The organism is Stenotrophomonas sp. HMWF003, from assembly GCF_003061285.1.
Lineage (GTDB): Bacteria > Pseudomonadota > Gammaproteobacteria > Xanthomonadales > Xanthomonadaceae > Stenotrophomonas > Stenotrophomonas maltophilia_AP.
Window position 1 is genome coordinate 6,039 of record NZ_QAIW01000083.1, and the last position, 3,370, is coordinate 9,408.

The window sequence follows — 3,370 nt, forward strand, 5'->3', positions numbered from 1 at the left end:
CTGCTGTCGGCCACCTGTGCATCCGGGGCCAGCAGACCGATGCGGTCGCCGACGCGCGCATGGGTGGCCCAGCGCGAGGCCGGGCCGGTCTCCCCGTGCAGGACGAAATCAATGTCCACCTCGCCCGCCTCGGGGCGTAGCGCGCGAATGGTGTACGTGCGCATCGGGGCGCGCTCGCCCTCCGGCAGGGCCCGGTAGCGCGCGTACCAGTCCTCGCCCTGCGGCACCTGCGGCGCGTCCTGGCCGGGCAACGGGAAGAACACCTTGATGCGCTGGTCCGGCCCGTCGGTCTTCATGTTGGCCACGTCGGGCGCAGCGAACACCATGCGGGTCAGCGACGGGGAAAGGACGGTGCGCTGCTTGAGCGCGACGTCGAACAGGCGGTAGGTCTGCTGTGCAGCCATGCAATCACCCTGGAGTGCGGCGGACACGGAGGGCCCGCAGGGGAATGGGTTGGCTGTCGTGGTGCACGAACTGGCTGGCGAGCGCACAGGATACGCCGCCATTGCAGGCTGGCAGCTGCGCGCGACGCAACCGTGGCGTGCGCGCGGCTTATTCGATCGGCGTCAACACCGCGCGCCGCTGCTCGCAGTGGCGTTCCCAGTACCAGAAACTGGCCCCCACGGCGAAGAAGCCGGCATAGCCCAGCGCAAGATGCAGCGGCTTGGCACTGAGCAGCGGCGAGACCACGCCGGCGACCACGGTGTTGATCATCAGCTGGATGAACATCTGCATCGACGAGGCCAGCCCGCGCTGGTGCGGGTACATGTCCAGCACCGCCAGCGCCAGGATCGGGAAGATCAGCGCCATGCCCACGCCACCGAGGAAGATCGGCAGCACCGCCCACGGCAGCATGATCTGCGGCACCGCGAGCACATAGCCCAGGTTGAGCGCCGCCGACACCGCGCACAGGCCGAAGCCAATGCCGATCTGGCGCTGCGCGGTCAGGCGCCCGGCCATGCGCCCGGACAGGAACGAGCCCATCGTCATGCCGCCGATGGTGGGAATGAACAACCACGCAAAGCCGCCCTCGCCCAGCTTGAGGTGCTGCATGACGAACACCGGCGCCGAGGCGATGTACAGGAAGATGCCAGAGAAGTTGAACGCACCGGCCGCCGCCAGCCGCAACAGGCGCGGGTTGGAGCCCATGCTCAGGTAGCTGCGCAGCAGTTCGCGCATCGACAACGGCGTGCGTGCCTCCACCGGGTGGGTTTCGGGCAGCCACTTGCCCGTAGCCAGCAGCAGCACCACCCCGAACAGCACCAAGAACCAGAAGATCAGCGGCCAGTCGCCCCCGCCCAGCAGGATCCAGCCGCCGATGATCGGCGCGATCGCCGGGGCCACGCCGAAGATCATCGACACCTGGCTCATCAGCCGCTGTGCGTCGGCCCCGTGGTACAGGTCGCGGATCACCGCGCGGCCGACGATCACCCCGACCCCGGCGGTAACGCCCTGCAGCGCGCGGAACACCAGCAGCGTGGTCATGTCGCGTGACAGCGCGCAGCCGATCGAGGCGCCGATGAACAGCACCAGCCCGCCGATGATCACCCGCTTGCGCCCGAACGCATCGGACAGCGGGCCGTGCGCCAGGCTCATCAGGCCGTAGAACAGCAGATACACGCTGATGGTCTGCTGCACCGCGACCTGGTCCACCTGCATGCGCTCGCCCAGCAGCAGGAAGGCCGGGAAGATGGTGTCGATGGAGAACGGACCGAACATCGCCAGGCCTGCGAGCAGCAGGGCCAGGCGGCGGGTCGAGGGCGAGGCGGGCGTCATGCGGTCTTCCGTCTGGGCCATGCGCAAATGCACGGCGGGCGCCAGCCCGGAACGGGCGGCGCCAGATGAATACGAGGATCCGGCCATGATAGGCCTTTGCCGGCCCCCGCACCATGCCACCGGTCCCATTCCGGGGCGTCTGGCGGCCCCCATTCATCCCGCGTAGGGCCGCAGCCGGCAAAGCCGCTGGGCTATAATCGCCGGGCTACATGGTGGGAGAAGCGGCGCTTTGTTTTGAAGCACCCGCTGCCGAAGGCGCAACGCCCGTAATCGCTCAGGCCCGATACCACCCGCATCAAAACTCTGGAGAGACCGGCCACTGCCGGCGCCGAAGGGGCACGAAGCACGCAGATGCGCGCTTTTAAACTCTCAGGCAAAAGGACAGAGGGGCACCCAGGAAGACCGCAAGGTCCGGTGGTTCGCGCGCGTGTGCGATGCACCCCGGCCAGGCCGCCTTCCGAACGTGCGTGCCCACTCTTCGAGATGCCAGCCATGTCCCAGAACACCCCTTCCCTGCGCGAGCTTGAACACAGCCACGCGTTCGTCGAACGCCACATCGGCCCCAACGACGCCGAAATCGCGCAGATGCTCGACGTGGTCGGCCACGCCTCGCTGGACGCACTGACCGATGCGATCGTGCCCGCCGGGATCAAGTCGCCGGCAGCACTGGCGTTGCCCGAGTCGCTGACCGAAGTGCAGGCACTGGCGAAGATCCGCGCCATCGCCGACAAGAACCAGGTGTTCCGCACCTTCATCGGCCAGGGCTACTACGGCACGCTCACCCCGAACGTGATCCTGCGCAACGTGCTGGAAAACCCGGCGTGGTACACCGCCTACACCCCGTACCAGGCCGAGATTTCGCAGGGCCGCATGGAAGCGCTGATCAACTTCCAGACCCTGTGCGCCGACCTGACCGGCATGGAAATCGCCAACGCCTCGCTGCTGGACGAAGCCACCGCCGCGGCCGAAGCGATGACCCTGGCCAAGCGCTCGGCCAAGAGCAAGTCCGACACCTTCTTCGTGCACGACGCGGTGCACCCGCAGACGCTGGAACTGCTGCGCACGCGCGCCGAGCCGATGGGCATCGTGCTGCGCGTGGGCACCCCGGCCGAGGCCATGGAAGCAGAAGCCTACGGCGTGCTGCTGCAGTACCCGGACACTTTCGGTCACGTGGGTGACTACAAGGCGCTGGCCGATGCCGTGCACGCGCGCGGCGGCCTGGTTGCCGTGGCCACCGACCTGCTGGCGCTGACCCTGATCGCCGCCCCCGGCGAATGGGGCGCGGACATCGTGGTGGGCAACTCGCAGCGGTTCGGCGTGCCGTTCGGTTTCGGCGGCCCGCATGCCGCGTTCATGGCCTGCCGCGACGCCTACAAGCGCTCGATGCCGGGCCGCCTGATCGGCGTGTCGGTCGACGCCCAGGGCAATGCGGCCTACCGCCTCACCCTGCAGACCCGCGAGCAGCACATCCGCCGCGAGAAGGCCACGTCCAACATCTGCACCGCGCAGGTGCTGCTGGCGGTGATGGCCTCGATGTACGCGGTGTACCACGGCCCGGACGGCCTGACCCGGATCGCCCGCCGCACCCATCGCC

At 68.4% G+C, this 3,370-nt stretch carries 2 protein-coding genes, 1 pseudogene and 1 riboswitch; of the genes and pseudogenes, 1 reads left to right on the forward strand and 2 read right to left on the reverse strand.

The window, feature by feature from the left end:
- Positions 1–404, reverse strand: a 404-nt coding sequence (locus DBR34_RS22055; protein ID WP_258223636.1) for a siderophore-interacting protein, incomplete at its 3' end; no start/stop codon positions are given.
- Positions 405–552: 148 nt separating this feature from the next.
- Positions 553–1,776 carry a multidrug effflux MFS transporter gene (locus DBR34_RS03315; RefSeq protein ID WP_128095689.1) on the reverse strand — a complete coding sequence of 408 codons (1,224 nt, stop codon included), beginning with the start codon at positions 1,774–1,776 and terminating at the stop codon, positions 553–555.
- Between the two features lie 293 nt (positions 1,777–2,069).
- Positions 2,070–2,171: riboswitch (glycine riboswitch) on the forward strand.
- Between the two features lie 118 nt (positions 2,172–2,289).
- Between DBR34_RS03315 and DBR34_RS22060 the strand changes: the two are divergent.
- Positions 2,290–3,370, forward strand: a pseudogene (locus DBR34_RS22060) (glycine dehydrogenase); the annotation flags it as partial.